The organism is Rhodanobacter sp. MP7CTX1 (assembly GCF_014205795.1).
Lineage (GTDB): Bacteria > Pseudomonadota > Gammaproteobacteria > Xanthomonadales > Rhodanobacteraceae > Rhodanobacter.
The window spans coordinates 22,400-45,188 of the sequence record NZ_JACHCN010000024.1 but is presented as its reverse complement, the minus strand read 5'-3'; the positions used below and the strand labels follow the sequence as shown (position 1 = coordinate 45,188).

The following is a 22,789-nucleotide window of genomic DNA, read 5'->3' as shown; positions in this document are numbered from 1 at the left end:
AGGGCATGGAACGACACCTCGATCAGGCAATGAACTCCTGCCGAGGTGTAACCCATGTCTTGGCACGTCTGTTACCCATGTCTCCGGTCTATACACCACGCAAGAGAAAAGTGACTCGCCCTCCGTAGGAGGACGAAACGCTCTTGAGCTCTTGAGCTCTTGAGCTCTTGAGCTCTTGAGCTCTTGAGCTCTTGAGCTCTTGAGCTCTTGAGCTCTCAAGCTCTGAAGCTAGCCAGCCAATCAGCAAAGCCAGAGCATCGCGACTGAAGTCGCTCCCACAAGAGCAGCAAGAGCAACGACAGCGGCGACAAGTCACGGGCAAGGGCGCTGGGCCCGTGCCTTCGCAGGGGTGACGAGAACTGGGCGGTCCCGCGAGGCCCGCGAACACCCGCCCATCACCCTAATCCTCTCCCCCGCGGGGAGAGGAGGCAAAGGCAGGAGTGCTTATTTGATGGCGCGCTTCACCGCGTCGACCACATGGGCGACGGTGAACCCGAAATGCTCGAACAACTGCGGCGCCGGCGCCGAGGCACCAAACGTCGTCATGCCGACCACTTCACCGTCGAGGCCCACATACTTGCACCAGAAGTCGGCAGTAGCCGCCTCCACCGCAACGCGGGCGCGACACCAGCCCGGCAGCACTCCTTCGCGATACTCCAGCGGCTGCGCATCGAACACTTCAGTGCACGGCATCGACACTACACGTACGGCGACACCTTGCTGCGCCAACGCGCGTGCTGCTTCCATTGCCAGCTCCACTTCCGAACCGGTGGCAATCAGGATCGCGTTGAACTTCGTGTCCAGCGGGTCGGACAGCACATAGCCGCCGCGCGCAATGTCCGCCAGCTGCTGCTCGCTGCGCTGCTGGTGTTTGAGATTCTGTCGCGAAAAGATCAGGCACGCCGGAGCGCCCTTGCGCTCGATCGCCGCCTTCCATGACACGGCCGATTCCACCGCATCGCACGGGCGCCACACCTGGTTGTTCGGGATGTAGCGCAACGAGGCGAGATGCTCGACCGGCTGATGGGTCGGGCCGTCCTCGCCCAGACCAATCGAGTCGTGCGTGTAGACGTGGATCGAATGCGCCGGAATCAGCGCGCTCATGCGCACCGCGTTACGCGCGTAATCGGAGAACACCAGGAACGTCGCGTCGTACGGGATGAAGCCGCCGTGCAGCGCGAGGCCATTCGCAATCGCGGTCATGCCGAACTCGCGCACGCCGTAGTAAACGTAATTGCCCTTGCCGCCCGAGCTATTGCCGGTGGCGGCATCGAGACTGCCTTTCCATTTGGTGAGATTGGAACCGGCCAGATCGGCCGAGCCGCCGATCAGCTCCGGCAGCAGCGGACCGAATGCATCCAGAGTCATCTGCGATGCCTTGCGCGTAGCGACTTCCGGACCTTCCAACTGCAACTTGGCGACATACGCCTGCGACTTCGCGGCCCAGTCAGCCGGCAGTTCACCAGCAAGACGACGTTTGAAATCGGCAGCCAGTTCCGGATGCGCGGCCGCGTACTTCGCGAACGCGTCGTTCCACGATTGTTCGCGTGTCGCGCCAGCAGCCTTGGCGTCCCAACCGGCGTAAATGTCGGCGGGAATTTCGAACGGTGCGTAGTTCCAGCCGAGTTGCGCGCGCGCGGCCGCAATTTCGTCTTTGCCCAATGCGGCGCCGTGGCATTCTTCCTTGCCCTGCTTATTCGGCGCGCCAAAACCGATGATGGTTTTCGCGCAGATAAGCGTGGGCTTGTGGCTCTGACTGGTTGCCGCCTTCAGCGCCTTGGCGATGGCATCCGCGTCATGCCCGTCGACGCCGCGAATCACGTTCCAGCCGTAGGCTTCGAAGCGCGCCGGCGTATCGTCGGTGAACCAGCCATGCACTTCGCCGTCGATCGAGATGCCATTGTCGTCATAGACCGCAACGAGCTTGCCCAGCTGCCAGGTGCCGGCGAGCGAGGCGACCTCGTGCGAGATGCCTTCCATCAGGCAACCATCGCCGAGGAAGACGTAGGTGTGGTGATCGACCACAGAATGACCAGGGCGGTTGAAATGCGCCGCCAACACCTTCTCAGCCAGCGCGAAACCGACGGCATTTGCCAGACCCTGGCCGAGCGGACCGGTGGTGGTTTCCACTCCCGGGGTCTCGCTGGCTTCCGGATGGCCGGCGGTTTTTGAATGCAGCTGGCGGAAGTGCTTCAGCTGATCCATCGGCAGATCGAAGCCGGTCAGGTGCAGAAGCGCGTACTGCAGCATCGAGCCGTGACCATTGGAGAGCACGAAGCGATCACGGTTGGCCCACTTCGGATTCTGCGGATTGAACTGCAGAAAGTCGCTCCATAACACTTCGGCGATGTCCGCCATCCCCATGGGCATGCCCGGATGGCCGGATTTGGCCGCTTCCACGGCGTCCATGGCAAGGGCGCGCACGGCGTTGGCGAGTTCGCGGCGGGTGGTCATGCGGTGTTCTCCGGAAGGACGGCGGTTAAAACCGCGATTGTCGCCGATCAACGGATCGCTGTCGCCCGCGACCATCTGCCGCCATTTAGGCCCAATGCATGCCTTGACATTAACCTCGGCTTAATTTTGTACTGGCCGGTATTGAAACTCTTCAGGTAACACCCGATCTAATGCGCCAGTACCGCTAGCAGGCGGACGCCAAAGCTGTGGCATCACCTTTCCCCGAGGCGCCACAGCCTGATCAAAAACAAGAGGAATACCCCCATGAACAAGATGTTGCTTGCTGTTGCCATTGCTGCCGCCGGTCTGGCGGTCGTCCCCGCCGCCTTCGCCCAGTCCGCCGCCAACCCCACCGCCCAGCAGGGCTGGTACGTGGCTGCCGATGCTGGCTATGCCGCGTTGGACAAGGGCCCGTACGACAATGGCGGGATCGCCGGTGGCGTGAAGGGTGGCTACCGTTTCGCGATCAATCCGGAAACCTCGCTGGGCGTGGAAGTGGGCTATCAGTACCTGGGCCAGGTCACCGCCCATGGTGTGCCCAGTAACACGTCGGGTACCCGGTCCCAGCTGCGCGGCACCACCGCCGGTCTGGACCTGCGCTACAACATTGCCCCGAGCTGGTACGCCGAGCTGCGTGGCGGTGCGTTCTATGCCCAGGGCCAGGGCCTCACTGATGGCGTGAACCCGCAGCAGTACCTGCAGTTCAACCGCACCAAGTATTACGGCGGTGCGGGCGTGGGCTACAACATCACGACGCAGTGGAGCGTCGGACTCAACTACAACTACTACGAAGGCACCGGCCGTGGTGTAGATCTCGCCACCAACGCCTACACGGTCGCCGCGGAATACCGCTTCTAAGATCGACAGGTCATCGTCAGTAATGAAAGCGGGCGCCTCAGGGCGCCCGCTTTTTTTTGGATCCGTCGCCCGATCAGGGTGGAGCGCTCATCTATCCGGATGATCCAATTCAAGTCGGGCAACGTTCCTTCGAATGGTGGCAGCATGGCGTATGGCATGTACAAGGACTCAGCGCGTACGCAACCGTGGACCAGTGTTTGGGACTCCATCAGCAATTCGTACCCTGTGGACATCCAGCTCAACTCGGGCGCTGGCGCTGTCAATCTGCCCTTCTATGCAAGGGTGCCAGGCAACCAGCGTACGTTGCTGGCTGGCAATTATTCGAGCACCTTCACGGTCAATGACGCAACGATCGGCTACGTAAACTATCAAACCAGTCCGCCGGAGTGTTCCACTTCGATGTATGCAGCTGGCTTCCCCTTTACCGTACAGGCCACGGTCGCCGCCGACTGCCTCATCAGTGCCACGGATGCCAATTTTGGCTCGCTGGGCCTGATCACCAGCACGGTGGCTGTGCTGGGCACCATCACCACGACGTGCACCGGCGGAACGACATACGCCGTTTCCATCAATGCAGGTAAGGGCACGGGTGCCACGGTCGCTTCGCGCCTGCTCACGCGTACCGGTGGCAGCAATACGCTCAAATACAACATCTACCTCGATGGTACCTACAAGCAGATCTGGGGTGACGGTAGCAACGGGACATATAACCGTCCATCAACGGGAACCGGCACTGCACAGGTAGCCACGTACTACGCGGTCATGGCACCGCAGCCAGCTGCTACTCCCGGTACCTACACTGACCAGCTGATCGCCACGGTTACGTTCTGAGGCTCGATCGGCACCGATGTGGTCTCAGTAAGCGCGGAATGGAGTATCCCGGCTGCGGTCGCTTTGGAAAAGCAAAACGGGCGCCGCGAGGCGCCCGTTTTGTTTGATGACATGGAAGCCTGGAGTTTCAGCGCTTCAGGTCTTCGCGTACAAGCAACTTACTGTGCCAGGCGATCAGCCGTTCCACTGACCCAGTGCTGCCAGGCCATTGTCGCGAGCACGCGCGTGGACGGTCTTCTGCGCTTCGGCATAGTTCGCCTTCATGTCCCGCGCCCACAGTTTCAGCGCCGCCTGCTGCATGGCACGACCGTAGGAGAACGACAGCGGCCACGGATGCGGACCGATGCGGTTCATCGCATTCAGATGCGCCGTGGACTGTTCATCGGTCTGGCCGCCGGAGAGGAACACGATGCCCGGCAGCGAGGCCGGCACGGTGGTCTTGAGCACGCGCACGGTCGCTTCGGCGACTTCTTCAACGTCGACCTGCTCGTCGGAATCCTTGCCCGGGATGACCATGCTGGTTTTCAGGATGGTGCCTTCCAGCATCACGTTCTGCTCGTACAGCGCGTTGAACAGGCTGCGCAGCACGGCTTCATGCACTTCGTAGCTGACTTCGATGCTGTGGTCGCCGTCCATGATCACTTCGGGCTCGACCATCGGCACCAGGCCCGCTTCCTGGCACAGCGCGGCGTAGCGGGCCAGCACGTGGCAGTTCGCTTCGATCGCGGTGGAGCTGGGGTTGTCTTCGCTGATGTTGATCACGGCGCGCCACTTGGCGAACTGCGCGCCCAGCTTGGCGTATTCCTGCAGGCGCTCGCGCAAGCCGTCCAGACCCTCGGTGACCACGTCGCCGGGGAAGCCGGCCAGCGGCTGCGGACCCTTGTCGACCTTGATACCGGGGATGATGCCGGCCTTCTTCATGACCTGGGTGAACGGCACACCGTCCTTGGTCGACTGACGGATGGTCTCGTCGTACAGGATCGCGCCGGAGATGTGCTCGCTCAGACCTGGCGTGGTCAGCAGCAACTCGCGGTAGGCACGGCGGTTTTCTTCGGTGTTCTCGATACCGACGGCCTCGAAGCGCTTACTGATGGTGTTGGTCGACTCATCGATGGCGATGATGCCCTTGCCCGGCGCGACCATCGCCAAGGCGATGCTTTCGAGATCTTCAATACTCATGACGACTCCGTTTAGCGAGGGCAACAACGGCCCACACAGGATTTAGGCTGCCTCGAAACCGAAGCGGCATGGTTAGTGGGTAGGGATGGGCCATTGCTGGCCCACCCCTCCCTAAGAACCGTGCTTGCGAGTTTCCCCGCACACGGCTCCAATCTGACAAAGCCCCTTACGGGACCGGTTTCTTGACTAGCAAACCAAGCTGATGGACTTGGACATGACATAGGGGGTGCAATAATACCCGATTACTGAGGGCGTCCGAACCACCATGCACCCGGTGCTGAAGGTGATGATCGTGCCAGCCGCTGTCCCGCGTTATCGGGCTACTGCATACCTGACATAGGCCTTGTTGCGAGCGATAGAGCGCCATCCACTGTTTCCGGTGACGCATGCTAAGCAACATGCGCTCCTGCCGTAGCTTCTCGCCATACAACTCATAGGCCGGATCGTAGGGATTGAAGCTTCCTTTGATCTTTTTGTGTCTCCGGATCGGCGTCGCACTCAGACAGTACAACGCCACCCGGACTCTTCTGCCATCGTCTTTTGTCACCGTGGTGGCAAACGCCCAGCCTCTCCCCTCGAAGGGCGGAAAATATTTCTTCCGTATCCATGTGGGGTTCTTGCGTGGATGTCGCCGCCGTGACCACCGCCAGAGCGCCCGAAACAACAGGGACTCCATACGGCTGAACATCGCCTTGGCGACCACGGGGCTGTGGTAGTTCGCCCAGCCCCGTAGCATCGGGTTCAGCAAGAGAATCAAACTCTCCTGCTTCGCCGTCTTGTTGGCACTAATGACTTCCTTCACCTTGCGGTAGAACGTCTGCGCGTTCTTCTTACTCGGCTTGATGAGCAGCTTCCCGCTGTACTTGCGGAAATTCCACCCGAGGAAGTCGAAACCCTCGTCCACGGCCACGATGCGCGTTTTCTCCGCGGACAGCTGCAATCCTCGCTCGGCGAGGAACGCCACCACCCACGGCTTCACTTCATTTTCGAGAATGTCTTTCGACACCCCCGTAATCACGAAGTCATCCGCATATCGCACCACATGGACTAAGAGATTCTCGGCTTTCTTTACACCCAGCTTCGCACCGAGATGCTTTGCCAGTTGCGACTCCAGCCCGTTCAGCGCCACATTCGCCAGGGTCGGGGAAATAATCCCGCCCTGCGGTGTTCCAGCCACGGTGTCCTGATACCCTCCTTGGTGGATCGTGCCGGCTTTCAACCACTGTCGCAGGATCACTTTGTCCATGGGGACGTGGGTCACCAGCCAGTCGTGGTCGATATGATCAAAACAGCTCTTGATGTCCGCCTCCAGCACCCACGCGGCAGATCTCCGCTGGGATAGGGAAACGAACAACTGGCCCATGGCATCGGCCGTCGAGCGATGACTCCGAAATCCATAGGAGTTTGGATCGCTTGACGATTCGGCCACCGGCTCCAGGGCCAGCAGGTGCAAGGCTTGCATCGCCCTGTCCCGCAGGGTCGGAATGCCCAGGGGGCGCTCCTTCCCATTGGCCTTCGGGATAAAGACCCTCCGTAGTGGCAGGGGCCGATATCCGCGCCGTTTCAATTCACCGATCGCTTTCCATTTACGTTCAGGACCGTTCCACAGCACGCGATCGACTCCCGCCGTTCGCTTGCCTCGGTTTTCAGTCACTCGCCGTACGGCCACCATCTTGCCGCACAGCGAGCGGGTCAGCATCCGTTGCAGGGCTTTCACCTTGCGCCAGTCGCCTTCCCGTGTCGCCTTCGCGATGCGTACCTGCATGCCTCGGACGTTCCGTTCCACCCGCTGCCAGTCAATGGCATGCCAGTGGTGCGGGACGCCGGAGGGCGCAGACCCGATCGAATGATCAAGCTCTCTCATGCTGCTCTCCTGCGGTTGATCCGCACGAGCGCGCGCACTGCCCCCGACGGGGCCATGAGCGCCCCGTGGGGAAGTTGTAGAAGATCGGTATTGCACCGATCCACCTGAGGCTACTCAGTCGCTACGCGACGTCAGACCAGCCGGAAGTGGGCATATCCCCCCCATTACAGGAAGGCATTGGCTTTGTCCGGCATCTCATGCCCACACCACCCACAGCGTCCCTTGCGGTTCGCCTGCCCAGAGGGCGGTGGCGTGGGATTTCCACGTTCCCTACATGTCACACGACCGGGTTAGGGTCTGCCTATTCGCCGATGGTCTCTTTGATGACGTGTCCCGTGCTTCGAGCGGGACAACCGACCACGCACCTTTTGGTCAGTGCCTATCAGCAGTTTTGGCACTTCAATTGTTACGACGTTTATCAGCAGTTCGCATACGCTACCCGTACCAGCCAGCCTGCCCCTCCACCCCGTTACTGCTCGGAGTTTCCACGGACGACCTCGCGGTCGATCCGTGCCTTACGGGGGACGTTGTCAGGAGAGCTTCACACCCCGCCGTTACCAGCGACGCATGTCTCCCTAGGCTACTGTTGGTCACACAACAGGTTCCCTGCTGGCCAACAAGCCAGTGGAACAATGACACATAGAGCATCCGCTCAATGTCGAACGATGCGCTGACCATTGCGGCCAAACGCAGGCAAAAGGAGTTCGCTGACTCCTTCGAGAACCCTGGGAAATTCCATGGACTCTCGTGCTCGTCATTGCGACGAAGACACGAGAGTCCCCTCTCGGGTCTTCCGCCTGTGAGGGGGTATTAGCCACCTTAGACAGGACTTATCGTTGTAATGGCGTTCTCTTTAGGAGAGCGCCTCCAGCGCATCGGGGCTGGGACCGTACTGGACACGAGCGGGTCGTGTCGCACCAAAGCGTCAATTATAGGCCAGATTGGCAATGCCGACGCGCAAACCCGCCCCGCCGGCCGTTCAGGCCCCGTAGCCGGGCAGTTTGCAGGCATCCAGCAACTGCTGGCGCTGCGCCTTGTCGTCGGGTGCGTTGAACGGAACGATGTAATAGGTGGCCACTGGCGCGCCAATGCGGTTGGTCAGTGACGGGCCGTAGCGGAAATTGGACACCGCGCTGATGGCCGCCGGGCCCAGGTCGCTCTTGGGTGCCAGTTTGACCAGCTGCACGTTCATCGGCACGCCGTCCGAACCGACCGTATAGGTCACTGCCGCGCAACCGGGCTTGTCCAGGTTCAGCCCACTGTTGGGCGCATCCATCTTGATGCTGGTATTGAGCAGGATCCAGTAACGGTACAGATCCTGCTGATCGACCTTGCGCGTCTGCGCCAATACCGGCGCCACAAAACCCAAGGCGAGAATCAGCAACAGACTCTGTCGAAGCGGACGAACTATCGATTTCATGACGGTCTCCTGTGCAGGGACGCGATTGACGTCCAGGATCAAAGTGTAATCGTCGCGCAAACCCGTGGGGTCGGTTTGCGCGCTCGCATCAAAGATCGCGCAGACACTCGACCATGCCGTCGGGGCCGACCGAGAGCAGCTTCAGGGTATTGGTGCCGCCACCCTGGCCGACGTGGTCGCCATGAGTCAGCACCACGCGGTCGCCTTCGCTCAGGCGACCTTGTGCGAATAGCTGCTCCACGGCGGCACGCGCGGTGGCTGCCGAACTCAAACCGCCGCGGGTGAACTCGACCGGTCGCACGTCGCGCAGCAGCAACATGCGTCGGCGCGCATCGGCCAGCGGCGACAACGCATAGATCGGCACGGCGGTGCGATAGCGGGACAGCCATTGAGCAGTGGCGCCGGATTCGGTCAGCGCGATGATCGCGCGCACGCCGAGCTCGCTGGCCAGCAGCATTGCGGCGAGTGCAATGGCCTGGTCGGTGCGATCCAGCCGGTGTCCGGCGGTGGTCAGATCTTCCTTCGGCTCGAACTGGCGTTCGGCACCGAGGCAGATCCGGCGCATCGCTGCCACCGCCTTGTCCGGGTGCGCGCCGGCAGCGGTTTCCTCCGACAGCATCACCGCGTCGGTGCCATCGATCACCGCATTGGCCACATCGAGTACTTCGGCACGGGTCGGGATCGGCGAGCGCACCATCGATTGCAGCATCTGCGTGGCGGTGATCACGGCGCGATTGCGCTGCACCGATTCGCGGATGATTTTCTTCTGCAGCCCCGGCAGTTCGGCATCGCCAATCTCCACGCCGAGATCACCGCGCGCCACCATCACCACGTCAGAGGCATCGATGATCTCGCCCAACACGGGGATTGCGTCGGCGCGCTCGATCTTCGCCACCAGCGATGCATTGCCGCCAGCCTCGTGCAGCAGCCGACGGGCCTGATGCATATCGTCGGCCGAACGCACAAACGACACCGCCAGGAAATCCGCGCCAATCTCGGCAGCCAGCTTGATATCGGCCTTGTCCTTGTCCGACAGCGCCGTCACCGAAAGGCCGCCACCCTGCCGGTTGAGGCCCTTGCGATTGGACAGCCGTCCGCCGACCAGCACCTGGCAACGCACTTCAGCACCGACGACTTCCAGCACGGTCAGCGCGACCAGTCCGTCGTCCAGTAGCAGCACGTCGGCGGCATGCACGTCCTGCGGCAACTCGTAATAGCTGACGCCGACGCGCGTCGCATCGCCAGGGGGTGCGTCGGGGCGGCAGTCGAGCACAAAATGCGCACCGTCAAGCAGTTCCACCGGACCATTCGCAAAGGTCTCGATGCGGATCTTCGGCCCCTGCAGGTCGGCCAGGATGCCGACCTCACGCCCCGCCGCGGCCGACGCCACACGCACCGCATTGGCGCGCGCGCGATGATCGTCAGGCAGGCCATGCGACAAGTTCAGACGAACCACGTCGACGCCTTCCGCGATCAACTTTTCAAGCATGCCTGGAACGTCGGTAGCGGGGCCCAGGGTGGCAACGATCTTGGTACGGCGCGTGGGGGTTTCGGTAGTCATTGCTGGCACGTTGGTGGTGGTTTTCCGAGCCTAGCAGAACTATTGGCGCGTGCCTTGGGGGTTGGCGGCCGGCGCCGCCGCAGCACCCTGCAATGTGAGGTTGAGCACTTCGGCCAGTCGTCGGCCGGCCTCGCGCAGGCGGAGTTCGGCCACCGGCAATTCGGCATCGACGTAGGCCTGATTGATCTTGTGGTCGTCCGGATAGAAGCCGGTTTCTGCGGTGATCGCGCAGGATTCCTCGGCCCACTGTGCATAGGGATTATCGAGTGGCGCAATCGGTGAGGGCAACGGCACCAGGCCGCGCGAGTCGAGTGCCTGTGCATACGCCTTCCAGTCGAGGCCGCGGGTAGACAGCAAGCCTGAATCCCATACCCGATGCAGGTTGCTACCCTTGCCATCGAACTGCACCTGATAGGTATTGCCGCCCTTGTCGTCGCGCGCGCCGGCGTGCAGCGGCTGGTGGATGTCACCGACGAAATGCACCACAAACTTCAACGCTTCGCCGCGTGCGGCATCGGACTGCGTGGGATCACCCAGCACCGCCACATAGTGCTGCAGGCCACCGACCACGCAGAGGCCGTCCTGGCAATCGCGCGGTGGCGTGTAGTTGCAATCGCCATGACGGAAATCGAGGTAATGCAAGGGACGGGTCTGCTTCCACAGGGCCGCCTGCGCGGGATCGTCCTGGATCTGATCGGCCCAGCTGGCAATGTCGGCCAGCGAACGCGTGTGGTCGGGTGCCAGCAATCGTTCCACTTCGGCTTCGGCGGCCGGGCTCAAATGTCGTTGCGCGAGTTCGGCGACCACGCTGTGACCCAGCGGCCCCCATGCCTGGACGGGCGCAATGACCAGGCAGGCGAGCAAGGCGGTGGCGAGACGGCGGGTGGCGAGCATGGCGGAGATTCCAGTGGTGAGTCGCGGGAGCATGCCACAGCCCATCTGCATCTTGATGACCCCTACGGAGCCTCGACGCGACCTCCGCGCATGGTCTTGAACTCAAGCGGCTGAGTGCCCCCAAGCGCCCAATCCGGTTTGTCTGTAAAATCGCGGCTTTACCGGCCGCCTGCCGCGGCTTTCGCCCACCCCTCTGGAGAACGCTGTCCCATGGCCATCAAGGTTGCCATCAACGGTTACGGTCGCATCGGCCGCAATATTCTTCGCGCGCTGTACGAATCCAACCGCACCAGCGAAATCCAGATCGTTGCGATCAACGACCTCGGCGACGCCGAGACCAATGCACACCTGACCCAATACGACACCGCACACGGCAAGTTCCCGGGCACGGTGAGCGCCGAAGGCGGCTTCCTCGTCGTCAATGGCGACAAGATCAAGGTCTGCGCCGAACGTGACCCGACCAAGTTGCCCTGGGGCGAGCTGGGCGTGGACGTGGTGCTCGAGTGCACTGGCCTGTTCACCACCAAGGCGAAAGCCGGCGCGCATCTCACTGCCGGCGCCAAGAAGGTGATCATCTCCGCGCCAGGTGGCAATGACATCGACGGCACGTTCGTGTTCGGCGTCAATGACGACCAGCTCACCTCGAAGCTTGAAGTGATCTCCAACGCCAGCTGCACCACCAACTGCCTCGCGCCGCTGGCCAAGGTGCTGGACGACAAGGTCGGCATCGTGCACGGCCTGATGACCACCATCCATTCGTACACCAACGACCAGGTGCTGACGGACGTCTATCACTCCGACCTGCGTCGCGCGCGTTCGGCCACGATGAGCCAGATCCCGACCAAGACCGGCGCCGCCGCCGCGGTGGGCCTGGTGCTGCCGAAGTTGAACGGCAAGCTGGACGGTTTCGCGATGCGCGTGCCGACCATCAATGTCTCGGTGGTCGACCTGACGTTCGTCGCCGCGCGCGAAACGACCAAGGAAGAAATAGATGCCGCCATCAACGAAGCCGCCAACGGCGCGATGAAGGGCATCCTGGCGGTGAACACCAAGCCGCTGGTATCGATCGACTTCAACCACAACCCGGCCTCCTCCACCTACGACGCCACCCAGACCCGCGTCATGGGCGGCACGCTGGTGAAAGTGCTGAGCTGGTACGACAACGAGTGGGGCTTCTCCAACCGCATGCTCGACATGACCGTGGCGCTGATGGCGGCGAAGTAAGTCGCATCACCGATCCAACGAAAAGGCCGGGCTTTTGCCCGGCCTTTTTCGTTGCTCGCCTTGGTACCTCAGTGGCGGCAACTTGTCCGGACACCGCTCCAACGGAGGGTACCTGTATCGCAGCCATCATGTCGCTGATGGGCGGCCACTCGTTTCCCAGCACGTTTGCGTCCAGGCACATCCACACGCTGATCCAGATCAGCCCCGCTCACCGAGGACACCAGACGGCTATACGCATCCGGCCATCGTCGGTGGCGTTGCGCGCGGGCAGCTATCGCGGCAACCCGATGGCAGCCCATCGGCCACATCCGATTCGTGCCGAACACTTCAGTCATTGGCTGGCGCTATGGCGGGAAACCACGCACGACATGCTGGACAAGGAGTCCGCCGGGCGTCTGTGCGACTACGCCGAGCGAATCGGTCGCGGCCTGCGCCTGGGATTGGGACTGCACGAGCATCCACAGGGCCGGCCCTTCGGGATCCCCATTGTCGGCATCACGCACTGAGCCGGTTTCAGACGTTGGAAAACTCTTCCCGCAGCAAGCCGTACCACACCGTGTCGGACCACACATCGTCGACTTTCCAGCGATGGCGCAACAAGCCCTCCTGCTTGAAGCCAAGACGCTCAGCCAGACGTCTGGACGGCTGATTGGCGGGATCGATATCGGCCTCGATGCGTTCGAGCCCCAGTGTGGAAAATGCATGAGCCAGACCCAGCCTGGCCGCTTCCAGCGCAAAACCACTGCCCCAACAGGCTGACTGCAGGGCATAGCCGAACATGCCACGCGCATGCTCGGGCACGATCTGGAACAGGCTCAGACTGCCGATCAACGCGTCATCTTCGCGTCGGGCGATCGCCCACGGAATGTCCCCATCACGTTCGGCCTGCACCATGCGGGCAAGATGGCTGATCGACTCGGCTCGATCGGTCCACGCCGTGCGGCTCCAGTAGCGCATCACCTGGGGGTCGCCGTGCAGAACAAACAATGCTTCCGCATCGTCTTCGCGCAAGGGGCGAAGACGGATGCGTAAACCTTCCAGCGTCGGTACGGACATGCTCATCCTTGCAGCGTGCTCAGCCGGCCAGGACGCACGGCATCCTGGCCGTGCCCATTACTTCAGCGCAGCCAGCGCCGCGTCGTAGTTCGGCTCGTGCGTAAGTTCATCCACCAATTCGGCGTGAATCACTTTGTCGTGCTCGTCCAGCACCAATACCGCGCGTGCCGCCAGACCAGCCAGCGGGCCGCTTGCAATCGCCACGCCGTAATCGTTGAGGAACTGGTGTCCACGCATGACGGATAGGTTGCTCACCTTGTCCAGACCTTCGGCGCCGCAGAAGCGTGCCTGCGCAAACGGCAGGTCCGCCGAGATGCACAGCACCACGGTGTTTTCGAGCTGGCTGCTCAACTCATTGAAGCGGCGCACCGAGGTGGCGCACACGCTGGTATCCACGCTGGGAAAAATATTCAAGACCTTACGCTTGCCGGCGTAACTGGACAACGCAACGTCGGACAGATCTGCGCCAACAAGACTGAACGCGGGTGCCTTGCTACCCACGGCCGGAAACTGGCCATCCACGCTGATCGGCTGGCCCTTGAACGTGACATCGGACATGTTGCACCTCATCGGAAAATCGTGGCCTACAAGTAGAGCATGATCCGGTGCGCCATGACGAGAGCACAAACCTGCTCAGCAGATGCCGAACAGCACGAATGCGGAACAGGCTTGCACACTCAGCCCGGCTTGCCGTCTACCCGCGGAGTCAGATAGATCCACGCCGAGCGCAGCACCCACGGCAGGAATGCGAGCAGCCAGCCGTACGCGGCGATCACCAGCCACAGGTACATGTCACCACCCAACTCGGCACGGATGCGCAGCAGCGCGACGCACTGCAACAACGCGAAGCACAGCCACGGAATGGCGCCCATCTGCAGCGGCCGAGCGGAATGACCTTGCGTGACCCGCGTCACCATCGCCACCAGCATCGAACCGAAATAGCCGATCGCCAGCGCGTGCAGCGGAACGCGCCCCAGCACGAGTTGACTGCTGGTCGCATAGATCAGGTCTTGCACCGAATACAAAACGAACGCCAGCGGCAGCCACGCATAGGCCAGATGAAGTACGGCCAGTAAACCGGGCCGCATCGCCTTCCAGGGCTGCCATGCCAACGCATGCCAGCCAAACACCAGCGCCAGTGGCACATCCACCAGCCACAGCCAGCCCAGTGCACCGCGCCAGTCGAGCAACCCGTGCGCCAGCAGCAACACCCACACCACGGGCAAGCTCCAGCGGGGACGCGTCACCTGGTAACCCTTCACTACGCTCCCACTGAAGAACGGCAACATCCGATGCGTCACGCTGAAGAAGATCGGCAACAGCAGACCGAACGTGCCCAATTTCACCGCACCTTCCGCGCATTCCGGTGGACCGCCGAACAGATAGGCCAGAAACGCAACCAGCCCCAGCACACCCAGCCCCACCGCCAACAAGCATGAGCGCGCGTGGTCGTTGCGATCGCTGGATGCGCGCAACACTTTCGCCAGCGTGTGGAAACCGATCAGATAGCCGACCAGCATCAGGATGAAACCCGCGACCAGCAGCCACGGCATGTTCAACAACCCCACATTCGCCAGCACGTAACCGCCGAACACTCCGCCGGCCACCGGCACATAACTCGCGCGCGGCAGCGCCGGCTGATTCAGCCAACGCGGAAACACCGTCAGCAGGAAGCCAAACATGAAAAGCGGAAACATGCCGTACTGGATCAGCATCGCGTGCGCCCAGCCCGGCGGAATCGACGGCTGCGGCCAACTACCCATGCCAAACCGCATCCATGTCAATTCCACGGCCCACCACGCCATGCTGAGCAGCACGGCGATGGAGCCGCCCAGGAACAGCAGCCGATGCGGCGCCGACGCCAGCAAGGCTGGCAACTCGGCGAAGGTGGCTGTTTTTGCGTCTGGGGGACGAGTCTCGGGCATGACGTCAGCGAATCGATTCAGGTTGATGCATCATGCTGACACGCCGACGGAACGGTCGGCCTTGATCTGGATCAGGCCAGCCCGCTTCAGTGGCGGATTTCGCGGCCCGCAGCGGACATTCCCGCGGGCTCTGCAGCCTGTTCAGCACATTGGCCGAGGCTGGAAAGCCTTATGCCATATGCGACAATGAGGCATGAAGCCGTTTATCCCTCCACGTTCAACGCCTCCCCCGCAAGACGCCTTTCGGCGTTTTCAGGAAGAACTGGCTGCGCTCGACAGCAAGGTTGATCAGCAATCGTCGAAGTCAGCCAGCCACAGCAAGCCCGATGACGCAAAGTCCGAGTTCCTGGCGCTTTGCAAGCACTACAAGCTGACCATTGCAGATGTAGTGGCGTTCTTTCCCGAGGAAGAAGGCATCGCGTACTTGCAGCAGCTTATTTCTGCGAATGAAGCCAAGCCACCCAGAGCAAAGAAGCGCTGAGGCGTCTCCCGGTTCGCTCGAAGCTCACAGGTTCCGGCCTGCCGATGGTGCAAGACTCGACAAGCTGCCGAAACTCTACGAACCGAACGATTTCGTCAGGCTGAGCGCTTCCAAGCGGCTGCGCTCGAACTGTCCGCTGCGCATCCGCCAATGACGCTCATCAATCCGGCAATAGCTCCCTCCCGATCTCGCGCAATGCGAGCGGGTTCAGCACTTGCAATTCGCGGCCTTCGATCAGGATCAGTTTCTGCGCGCGGAAACGACCGAGTACGCGGCTCACGGTCTCGGCAGCCAGGCGCAGGTAGTTCGCGATATCGCCGCGCGACATGCTGAGATGGACATGGGAACCGGAGAACCCGCGCGCCGTGTAGCGCGATGCCAGATCCATCAGAAAGGCAGCGACGCGTTCGTCGGCGCTGTGGTCACCGGCCAGCACGCTGGCAGTGCCCAGCTCCTTGCTCAGCATGCGAAACAAGTGCTGCTGCACGGCGGGAATACGCGACGCCAGCGCACTCATCGCCGGAAATGAGAAGCGACAGAAATACGTGGTGTCCAGCGATACCGCGTCGCATGGAAAATGCTCTGGATAGATCGCGTTGAGGCCAATCACTTCGCCGGGCAGATAGAACCCGAGCACCTGCTCACGACCTTCCCGATCCACTGTGCGGGTTTTGACGCTGCCGCCGCGCACGGCGAAGATCGCGCGGAACGGATCACCGGTACGGAAGACGTACTCGCCTGCGCGGAACGGCCCCACGTGTTCGACCAGACATTGCAGTTCGGCCAGTTCGGGCTTGGCGTAACCGGCCGCTATGCACGCGCTGGAAAATGCGCAGGTGCCGCAAAAATGCGCCTCGTCACCGTCGCCGGTGATCGAACCTGCCGGCTCGGCAGAATGGAGTGGCGGGACGTGAGGTCGCATGACTGGATGGTGCCGCCTCAACGGCGGCAGGTCAAAGCGTGAGCCGTGCCAGAGTTGCCGCAACACCTCTGGCGTTGGAGACATCGGCCGCAGGCGGCGGCTCCTGCCATCACGGGCTTCAGTGCTTGTGCGGCTCGATCTGCTGCTCGATCGAACCGAAGATCGACGCGCCGGCACGATCGAGAACGTCGATGCGCAGGCTGTCGCCAAACTTCAGGAACGGCGTGCTCGGCTTGCCATCGCGCAGGGTTTCCACGGTGCGCTGCTCGGCCAGGCACGACGCGCCCTTGTCGGTGTCTTCGTTCGCAATGGTGCCAGAGCCGACGATGGTGCCCGCGGTCAACGGCCGCGTCTTCGCCACGTGCGCCACCAGCTCGGCGAAGCTGAACTGCATGTCGACGCCGCACTCGGCTTCTCCGAACCACGTGCCGTTCAACCAGGTGCGCATCGGCAGATGCAGCTTGTCGTCCTGCCATGCGTCGCCCAACTCGTCCGGCGTCACCAGCACCGGCGACAACGTCGAGCGCGGCTTGGACTGCAGGAAGCCGAAACCCTTGGCCAGTTCGCCGGGGATCAACCCGCGCAGGCTTACGTCATTGATCAAGCCGATCAACTGGATGTGCTCGGATGCCTGCGCCGGCGTCACCGCCATCGGCACATCATCGGTGACCACGATGACTTCGGCTTCCAGGTCGATGCCGTAGTCCTCGCTGGATACGACTACAGGATCGCGCGGCCCGAGAAAACCGGCACTGGTTGCCTGGTACATCAGCGGATCGGTGTAGAAAGACTTCGGCACCTCGGCACCACGCGCGCGGCGTACGCGCTCCACGTGGGGCAGATAGGCCGAACCGTCGACGAACTCGTACGCACGCGGCAGTGGCGACGCTAGCGCGCTCATATCCAGCGCAAACGCACCGCTGGCCGTGCCCGCGTTCAACTCTTCGGACAATGCGTTCAACCGCGGCGCGCTGTTCGACCAATCGTCGAGCGCAGCCTGCAGTGTCGCGGCGACGCCGCTAGCTTTCACCGCCTTCGTCAAATCGCGACTAACGACAATCAGCGTGCCGTCGCGCCCACCTTCTTTGAGACTTCCCAGCTTCATGTGTTTCTCCAGACCAAACGGTGTAGCGGCTTATGCCTGCGATGGATCGAAATGTTTGGCGATGCCCTGCCAGCATTCGTAATAGTTGCCCTGCAGTTGCGGCGAGGCCAGCGCCTGTCGGGTCGGGCAGATCACTTTGCGCGTTTCGAACATGAAAGCCATGGTTCCGCCGATCACGTCCGGCTTGGACAGGTCGGCATTCGAGGCCCTTTCGAATGTCGCCGCATCCGGCCCGTGCCCACTCATGCAGTTGTGCAGCGAGGCGCCGCCAGGCAGGAAGCCTTCGGCCTTGGCGTCGTACACACCGGTGATCAGGCCCATGAACTCGCTGGCCACGTTGCGGTGGAACCACGGTGGCCGGAACGTATGCTGCGCCACCAGCCAGCGCGGCGGGAAGATCGCGAAATCGACATTCGCGGTGCCGGCCGTGTCGCTGGGCGACGTGAGTACGGTAAAGATCGACGGATCGGGATGATCGAAACTGATCGAGCCGATCGTGTTGAATCGGCGCAGATCGTATTTGTACGCCGCGTAGTTGCCGTGCCATGCCACCACGTCCAGTGGCGAATGATCGATCCTCGCCGACCACAACGTGCCCTGAAACTTTGCGATCAACTCAAACGCGCCGTCGACGTCTTCGTACGCCGCGTGCGGCGTAAGGAAATCGCGCGAATTCGCCAGACAGTTGGAGCCAATCGGGCCGAGATCGGGCAGACGCAGCAACGCGCCGAAGTTTTCGCAGACGTAGCCGCGCGCTTCTGCATCCATCAGCTCCACGCGAAAACGCACGCCGCGCGGAATCACCGCGATCTCCTGCGGCTCGACGTCGAGTACACCGAACTCGGTAGCCAGCCTCAGCGAGCCCAGCTGCGGCACGATGAGCAGCTCGCCGTCGGCGTCGTAGAAGTATCGCCCCTGCATCGAACGATTGGCCGCATACACATGAATGCCCACACCCGCCTGCTCACCCGCGCCGCCATTGCCGGCCAGCGTCACCAGACCATCGACGAAGTCGGTGGGCGCGCTCGCCAACGGCAGCGGATCCCAGCGCAGCTGATTCGGCGTAGGCGGCACTTCGTCAAAGCGGTTGTGGAAAGTGGCATGCGCCAGCGGCTGGAATGGTGCGTGCACGGCTGCCGGACGAATTCGGTACAACCAACTGCGTCGGTTGGTATGGCGCGGCGCGGTGAACGCGGTGCCCGACAGCTGCTCGGCGTACAGCCCATGCGCTACCCGCTGCGGCGAGTTCTGCCCTTGCGGAAGGACACCTGCGATCGCCTCGCTGGCGAATTCGTTGCCAAAACCGGATTGGTAATTCATTGGGACGATTATCCTGATTCTGCAAAACAGTTCCAAACCACCGTTCGCGCTGAGCGTAGCTTGCGAAGCAAGCGGAGTCGAAGCGCCTCACTGCAAACGTTGATGCCTGTGCTTGCCCTTGGCCAATGTGCCGACCGCCTTCCAGTCACCAGCCATGTAGGCAAGCTTCTTGGCCCGGCTCCAGCCTTTCAACTTCCGCTCCATGGTCAATGCTTCGTAGCGCGTCTCAAACCCTTCGGGGTGAAGCACCTTCAACGGGCGTCGTGTTGAGGTATAGACGCAGCCATTGCCTTGATCATGTTGAGCGAGTCGTTGGTTCAGATTGTCGGTGTGGCCGATGTAGAACGTTCCGTCGAAACACTCGAGGATGTAGAGCGTGAATTCCATTTCCTGGCTTCCTTGCCGGTTGTTGGCTTGCTCACCTGACTGCCCTTCGACTTCACCGCTACGCGGCTACGCTCAGGGCGAACGGTGAGGAAAGTTGCCGTTCACCCTGAGCGTATACCGTATACCGTCTACCCTCACCCCTGACTGCCCTTCGACTTCGCCGCTACGCGGTTACGCTCAGGGCGAACGGTGAGGAAAGTTGCCGATCGCCCTGAGCCTATACCGCTTATCGTCTACCCTCACCGTTCGCCCTGAGCGTAGCCTGCGCTGTCTGCAGGCGAAGTCGAAGGGTTGCGGAGAATAGCCTCTTAAATCACAAGAAACCGCGCTTCATCTGATCACGCTCGATCGACTCGAACAGCGCCTGGAAGTTGCCTTCGCCGAAGCCTTCGTTGCCCTTGCGCTGGATGATCTCGAAGAAGATCGGCCCGATCGCGTTCTGGGTGAAGATCTGCAGCAGCTTGCGTTGTTTGGTCTCCAGATCGGCGTCGATCAGGATCTTGTTCTTCGCCAGCCGCGCCACATCCTCACCATGATTCGGCACGCGCTCGTCGATCACCTCGAAATACGCATCCGGTGTATCGAGAAAGGTCACGCCGGCGTCGCGCATCTTCTCCACCGTGCTGTAAATATCGTCGGTGAAGCAGGCGATGTGCTGGATGCCTTCGCCGTGATACGCGTCGAGGTATTCATTGATCTGCGACTTCGGATCGTTCGACTCGTTCAGCGGAATACGTACCACGCCGTCCGGCGCCGTCATCGCCTTCGACACCAGGCCGGTCTTGGCACCCTTGATGTCGAAGTAGCGGATCTCGCGGAAGTTGAACAGCCGCTCGTAATAGTCCGACCACTTCTGCATGTTGCCGAAATAGAGGTTGTGCGTGAGATGGTCGATGAATGTCAGACCGAAGCCGCTCGGGTTCTGATCGGCGCCGGGAATGGGCGCGTAGTCGGCGTCGTAGATGCTGCCGGCGCTGCCGTAGCGATCGATCAGGTACAGCATGCAGTCGCCGATGCCCTTGACCACGGGCGCGTCCACCGCCTTGCTCGCTGGCTTGTGATCGACCGCTTCACCGCCGTTGCCAAGCACGGTCGCAAGCACTTCAGCGGACGGCTTGCTGAAGCGGATCGCGAAACCGCAGGCGCTGGGACCATGTGCGTTGGCGAAGTCGGCGGCGAACGAATCCGGATCTTCATTGACCAGAAAGTTCACGCCGTTCTGCCGGTACACGGTGATCGGCCGCGTCTTGTGCTTGAGCACCGCGGTGAAGCCCATGCGCTTGAACATATCGTGCAGCTCGCCGGCGCGCCCTGCCGGCGCGGCGAACTCGACGAATTCGAAACCGTCGATACCCATCGGGTTCTCGAACGTGGTGACCTGCATGCCAAGATTCGGCTGGGCGTTCATGGCGCTCTCCTGCGATGAGTTGTCGCTAAGCTGGTGTTGCGGGGAAGTCCGCACAAGGATGAGCGGACGGTTGCGAAGGATTCGCTAAGACCCCCGTTATAGTTACATATGAAACCATTTGCAAGGAACACCGTCAAAGTGTCGACTCCCCGCAAACCTGCCCCCGCCACGGCCGAGCACGCCCCGCTACAGCTGGAGCGTTTCCTGCCCTACCGGCTGTCGATCCTGTCCAACACGATCAGCCAGGCGATCGCCGACGATTATCAACGCCGCTATGACATCTCGGTGACCGAGTGGCGCGTGATGGCGGTGCTGGCCCGTTTCGAAGGCCTGTCTGCCCGCGAGGTCGCCGAGCGCACCGCGATGGACAAGGTCGCGGTAAGCCGCGCCCTGGCGCGGCTGGTCGAAGCCGGGCGAGTCAGTCGCGTGACCCATGACGATGACAAGCGCCGCTCGGTGCTTGGCCTTACCGAAGCCGGCTGGACCATGCACGACGAGGTGGCCCCCATGGCCCGCGCCCGCGAACGGGAGGTGCTGGCCAAACTGGACGCGGAAGAACGTGCGTGGCTGAACCGCATTCTCGACAAGCTGCAGCCCATCGAACGCTGAACCGGCGCCGCCCCGAATCATCCACGCAAGCGTCAGTGCTGGCCGCGGCGTCGGCCGGATTTCTGCTCGCCCCGTCGATCCTGTCCAATGGCAACGCACCCAATGCAATGTCATAACGCCGCCTTCTAGTCGTACCTTTCCCCTACCAGACAGGAACCCGACATGACCGAAAGCGCACACCACAGCCACGACCACGATCATCACCATGATCACGGCCATGCTGTGGCTGGCGATGCTGACAAGCGCTACCTGACCATGGCCTTGCTGCTGCTGGTCGGTTTCATGGCGGTCGAGGTAATCGTCGGCACGCTCGCCTCGTCATTGGCGCTGATTTCCGATGCCGGCCACATGCTCGCCGATGCCGGCGCGATCGCCCTGGCCTTGCTGGCGATGCGACTGGCCAAGCGCCCGGCCAGCGGCAGCTATACCTTCGGCTTCAAACGCGCGGAAATCTTGAGCGCGCTGGCGAATGGTCTGACCTTGTTGCTGCTGTCGATATGGTTCGTGGTCGAGGCGATCAAACGCCTGATCACTCCACCGCAGGTCGAAGGCATGCTGGTGACCGTCACTGCGGTGGTCGGCATCGCCGTCAACCTGGTCGCGGTCTGGGTGATGAGCAAGGCCAACCGGCAGAGCCTCAACGTGGAAGGCAGCTTCCAGCACATCCTCACCGACCTGTACGCCTTCATCGCCACCGCCGTCGCTGGGGGCATCATCTGGTGGACCGGCTGGAATCGCCTCGACGCCGTCGCCGCGCTGCTAGTGGCTGCGCTGATGCTCAAGGCCGGCTTTGGCCTGGTGCGCGCTGCCGGCCGCGTATTCCTCGAAGCTGCACCGCGTGGGCTCGATCCCGACGCGATCGGCGCGGCCATGCTGGAGGTCTCGGCCGTGCAGCGGGTGGAGGATCTGCACGTGTGGGAAGTGACTTCGGGGATGCCCTCGCTATCGGCTCACTTGTTCGTTGATCCCGAAGTCGACTGTCACGCGACCCGTCGCCAGGTCGAGGCCTTGCTCCACGAGCGCTATGCCATCGTGCATTCCACCCTGCAAACCGACCACACGTTGCCCAGTGGCAGCGGCGATGCGAAGCGCTGCGTATTCGCGGCGCACTGAAGTTCCGTTCAAGCGAATGATGGAGGGCGTCAGCATCGCCCTCACTTTGAGGCGGCTGGTGTCCCCATCCTTCGCGAGGGCGACAGACCCCTGCTTTGATGGGAAATTCCGGCAAAACCGTGCAAGACCCCTGCCTGGCGCTTTGTGGCATGATTCCCAAGACGGCATGAGTGGCGCG

Annotated in this window: 21 protein-coding genes; 7 read left to right on the top strand and 14 right to left on the bottom strand. The window is 62.0% G+C overall.

Annotation, left to right across the window (positions count from 1 at the left end; genetic code table 11):
* Nucleotides 1-444: 444 nt before the first annotated feature.
* The gene (gene tkt / locus HDE77_RS19580; protein WP_184419597.1) at nucleotides 445-2,454 is read right to left on the bottom strand and encodes a transketolase; all 2,010 of its coding nucleotides are present in this window, start codon (nucleotides 2,452-2,454) and stop codon (nucleotides 445-447) included.
* Between the two features lie 264 nt (nucleotides 2,455-2,718).
* On the opposite strand from tkt, the gene HDE77_RS19575 reads away from it, so the two are divergent.
* Together HDE77_RS19575 and HDE77_RS19570 are read left to right on the top strand one after the other, a co-directional pair.
* Nucleotides 2,719-3,312: an outer membrane beta-barrel protein gene (locus HDE77_RS19575; protein ID WP_184419596.1), complete on the top strand. Its 594-nt coding sequence runs from the start codon at nucleotides 2,719-2,721 to the stop codon at nucleotides 3,310-3,312.
* A 99-nt stretch (nucleotides 3,313-3,411) separates the two neighbouring features.
* Entirely contained in the window at nucleotides 3,412-4,143 is a 732-nt protein-coding gene (locus HDE77_RS19570) for a spore coat U domain-containing protein (RefSeq protein ID WP_343206143.1), read from the top strand.
* Nucleotides 4,144-4,317: 174 nt separating this feature from the next.
* On the opposite strand, the gene HDE77_RS19565 is transcribed toward HDE77_RS19570, so the two are convergent.
* The 5 genes from HDE77_RS19565 to HDE77_RS19545 form a co-directional block, all read right to left on the bottom strand.
* Entirely contained in the window at nucleotides 4,318-5,322 is a 1,005-nt protein-coding gene (locus HDE77_RS19565; RefSeq protein ID WP_184419594.1) for a class I fructose-bisphosphate aldolase, read from the bottom strand.
* Between the two features lie 166 nt (nucleotides 5,323-5,488).
* Nucleotides 5,489-7,186, bottom strand: a complete 1,698-nt coding sequence (ltrA, locus tag HDE77_RS19560) for a group II intron reverse transcriptase/maturase (protein WP_184419593.1) — start codon at nucleotides 7,184-7,186, stop codon at nucleotides 5,489-5,491.
* A 979-nt stretch (nucleotides 7,187-8,165) separates the two neighbouring features.
* Entirely contained in the window at nucleotides 8,166-8,606 is a 441-nt protein-coding gene (locus HDE77_RS19555; protein ID WP_184419592.1) for an energy transducer TonB, read from the bottom strand.
* A gap of 88 nt (nucleotides 8,607-8,694) precedes the next feature.
* Nucleotides 8,695-10,167 carry a pyruvate kinase gene (pyk, locus tag HDE77_RS19550; RefSeq protein WP_184419591.1) on the bottom strand — a complete coding sequence of 491 codons (1,473 nt, stop codon included), beginning with the start codon at nucleotides 10,165-10,167 and terminating at the stop codon, nucleotides 8,695-8,697.
* A 39-nt stretch (nucleotides 10,168-10,206) separates the two neighbouring features.
* A complete protein-coding gene (locus HDE77_RS19545; protein ID WP_184419590.1) occupies nucleotides 10,207-11,061 on the bottom strand; it encodes a S1/P1 nuclease in 855 nt (284 codons plus the stop codon).
* Nucleotides 11,062-11,271: 210 nt separating this feature from the next.
* On the opposite strand from HDE77_RS19545, the gene gap reads away from it, so the two are divergent.
* Both gap and HDE77_RS19535 read left to right on the top strand, forming a co-directional pair.
* On the top strand, nucleotides 11,272-12,285 hold the full coding sequence (gap, locus tag HDE77_RS19540) for a type I glyceraldehyde-3-phosphate dehydrogenase (RefSeq protein WP_184419589.1): 1,014 nt from the start codon (nucleotides 11,272-11,274) through the stop codon (nucleotides 12,283-12,285).
* 128 nt (nucleotides 12,286-12,413) lie between these two features.
* The gene (locus HDE77_RS19535; protein ID WP_255482828.1) at nucleotides 12,414-12,791 is read left to right on the top strand and encodes a hypothetical protein; all 378 of its coding nucleotides are present in this window, start codon (nucleotides 12,414-12,416) and stop codon (nucleotides 12,789-12,791) included.
* Nucleotides 12,792-12,798: 7 nt separating this feature from the next.
* On the opposite strand, the gene HDE77_RS19530 is transcribed toward HDE77_RS19535, so the two are convergent.
* The 3 genes from HDE77_RS19530 to HDE77_RS19520 all read right to left on the bottom strand — a co-directional run bounded on the left by HDE77_RS19530 (nucleotide 12,799) and on the right by HDE77_RS19520 (nucleotide 15,266).
* Nucleotides 12,799-13,341 carry a GNAT family protein gene (locus HDE77_RS19530; protein WP_184419588.1) on the bottom strand — a complete coding sequence of 181 codons (543 nt, stop codon included), beginning with the start codon at nucleotides 13,339-13,341 and terminating at the stop codon, nucleotides 12,799-12,801.
* Nucleotides 13,342-13,398: 57 nt separating this feature from the next.
* Nucleotides 13,399-13,899, bottom strand: a complete 501-nt coding sequence (gene tpx / locus HDE77_RS19525) for a thiol peroxidase (RefSeq protein WP_184419587.1) — start codon at nucleotides 13,897-13,899, stop codon at nucleotides 13,399-13,401.
* A 119-nt stretch (nucleotides 13,900-14,018) separates the two neighbouring features.
* Nucleotides 14,019-15,266 carry an NnrS family protein gene (locus HDE77_RS19520; RefSeq protein WP_184419586.1) on the bottom strand — a complete coding sequence of 416 codons (1,248 nt, stop codon included), beginning with the start codon at nucleotides 15,264-15,266 and terminating at the stop codon, nucleotides 14,019-14,021.
* A gap of 193 nt (nucleotides 15,267-15,459) precedes the next feature.
* Between HDE77_RS19520 and HDE77_RS19515 the strand changes: the two genes are divergently transcribed.
* On the top strand, nucleotides 15,460-15,747 hold the full coding sequence (locus HDE77_RS19515; protein ID WP_184419585.1) for a 2-hydroxyacyl-CoA dehydratase: 288 nt from the start codon (nucleotides 15,460-15,462) through the stop codon (nucleotides 15,745-15,747).
* Nucleotides 15,748-15,907: 160 nt separating this feature from the next.
* On the opposite strand, the gene HDE77_RS19510 is transcribed toward HDE77_RS19515, so the two are convergent.
* The 5 genes from HDE77_RS19510 to hppD all read right to left on the bottom strand — a co-directional run bounded on the left by HDE77_RS19510 (nucleotide 15,908) and on the right by hppD (nucleotide 20,865).
* On the bottom strand, nucleotides 15,908-16,669 hold the full coding sequence (locus HDE77_RS19510; RefSeq protein WP_184419584.1) for a helix-turn-helix domain-containing protein: 762 nt from the start codon (nucleotides 16,667-16,669) through the stop codon (nucleotides 15,908-15,910).
* Between the two features lie 118 nt (nucleotides 16,670-16,787).
* A complete protein-coding gene (locus HDE77_RS19505; RefSeq protein WP_184419583.1) occupies nucleotides 16,788-17,774 on the bottom strand; it encodes a fumarylacetoacetate hydrolase family protein in 987 nt (328 codons plus the stop codon).
* A 30-nt stretch (nucleotides 17,775-17,804) separates the two neighbouring features.
* Nucleotides 17,805-19,094, bottom strand: a complete 1,290-nt coding sequence (gene hmgA / locus HDE77_RS19500; protein WP_184419582.1) for a homogentisate 1,2-dioxygenase — start codon at nucleotides 19,092-19,094, stop codon at nucleotides 17,805-17,807.
* Nucleotides 19,095-19,181: 87 nt separating this feature from the next.
* A complete protein-coding gene (locus HDE77_RS19495; protein WP_184419581.1) occupies nucleotides 19,182-19,481 on the bottom strand; it encodes a GIY-YIG nuclease family protein in 300 nt (99 codons plus the stop codon).
* Between the two features lie 313 nt (nucleotides 19,482-19,794).
* Nucleotides 19,795-20,865 (bottom strand): 4-hydroxyphenylpyruvate dioxygenase, encoded by a 1,071-nt coding sequence (gene hppD / locus HDE77_RS19490; RefSeq protein ID WP_184419603.1) that lies wholly within the window; start codon nucleotides 20,863-20,865, stop codon nucleotides 19,795-19,797.
* A gap of 162 nt (nucleotides 20,866-21,027) precedes the next feature.
* Here hppD and HDE77_RS19485 point away from each other — a divergent pair, with 162 nt between their 5' ends.
* Nucleotides 21,028-21,498: a MarR family winged helix-turn-helix transcriptional regulator gene (locus HDE77_RS19485; RefSeq protein WP_184419580.1), complete on the top strand. Its 471-nt coding sequence runs from the start codon at nucleotides 21,028-21,030 to the stop codon at nucleotides 21,496-21,498.
* Nucleotides 21,499-21,660: 162 nt separating this feature from the next.
* Complete coding sequence (locus HDE77_RS19480; protein ID WP_184419579.1) at nucleotides 21,661-22,611, top strand: cation diffusion facilitator family transporter; 951 nt, start codon at nucleotides 21,661-21,663, stop codon at nucleotides 22,609-22,611.
* Nucleotides 22,612-22,789 lie beyond the last annotated feature (178 nt).